The organism is Kribbella lupini (assembly GCF_039529595.1).
GTDB lineage: Bacteria > Actinomycetota > Actinomycetes > Propionibacteriales > Kribbellaceae > Kribbella > Kribbella lupini.
The window spans coordinates 1-1,114 of sequence record NZ_BAAANC010000008.1 but is presented as its reverse complement, the minus strand read 5'-3'; the positions used below and the strand labels follow the sequence as shown (position 1 = coordinate 1,114).

Annotated in this window: 1 protein-coding gene; it reads right to left on the bottom strand. The window is 66.2% G+C overall.

Annotation, left to right across the window (positions count from 1 at the left end; translation table 11 throughout):
• Positions 1-994: IS481 family transposase (locus ABD235_RS39875; protein ID WP_344183878.1), on the bottom strand; the 994-nt coding region annotated here is incomplete at its 3' end.
• Positions 995-1,114: the final 120 nt, after the last annotated feature.

Below are 1,114 nucleotides of genomic sequence, written 5' to 3'. Positions count from 1 at the left end.
TGTGATGTCCAGGGAGGTTGGTCAGTCGGGTGATGGGTGGCTGGCCTCCGATGGCGCTGTGGGGTCGGTGGTGATTGTAGAAGTGCAGCCAGCCGGGCAGTGCGGTTTGGCGTTGGGTTTCGGTGGTGTAGAAGCGGGCGTAGGCCCAGCCGTCGGCCAGGGTGCGGTGAAATCGCTCGATCTTGCCGTTGGTCTGGGGCCGGTAGGGCCTGGTCTTCTTGGGCGTGATGGCGAGCTCGGTGCAGGCATCGCGCCAGGCATGGGACTTGTAGGCGGCGCCGTTGTCGGACAAGACGCGTTCGACGGTGACGCCGTGGTCGGCGAACCAGGCCACGGCGCGGCGGAGGACACCGATCGCGGTAGCGGCTTTTTCGTCGGTGTGAATCTCGGCGTAGGCGATGCGGGAGTGGTCATCGATGACGGTGTGCACGAAGCTGGTGCCGGGGCGGGGTTCGTAGCGGTGGTTGCGGATTCCGGTGCGTTTGGCGGTGGCCTCGCGGTGCCGTTTACCTTGTTGGCGGCCGACGAACCGGTGGCCCCCACCGTCGGGGATGTTGCCGAACTTGGTGACATCGACATGGATCAGGGATCCGGGATGGTCGTGTTCGTAGCGGCGTAACGGTTCGCCGGTGACCCGGTCGATGCGGGACAGGCGGTTGATCCGGCAGCGCACGAGTACGGCGTGCACGGTCGAGGCCGGCAGACCGAGTCGGCCGGCGATCTGGACCGGCCCGAGCCGCTGGCGCCACCGCAGCCGCACAATCGAGCGGACCATCTGCGGAGGTGTCTTGGTGGGACAACAGCGCGGGCGCGAGCTGCGGTCGCTCATCGCGCCAGGTCCCTCCGCGCGGTACCGCTCGGCCCATTTACGTGCCGTTCTCGGCGCAACCATGAACATCTTCGCTGCCGCGGCGCAGGTCCAGCCCTGCTCGACGATCAGACGCGCCAACCGAAGACGTGCGTTCGGGGTCAGTGCAGCGTTAGCGTGGGACACGAAGGCCTCCTGGTCGTGAAGCGGTTCCTTAGACAGCTCCACTTCACAACCGGAGGCCTTCACCTGTCTCAACGACCCGCCGACTCACCAACCAACGGGACAACCTCCCTGGACATCACA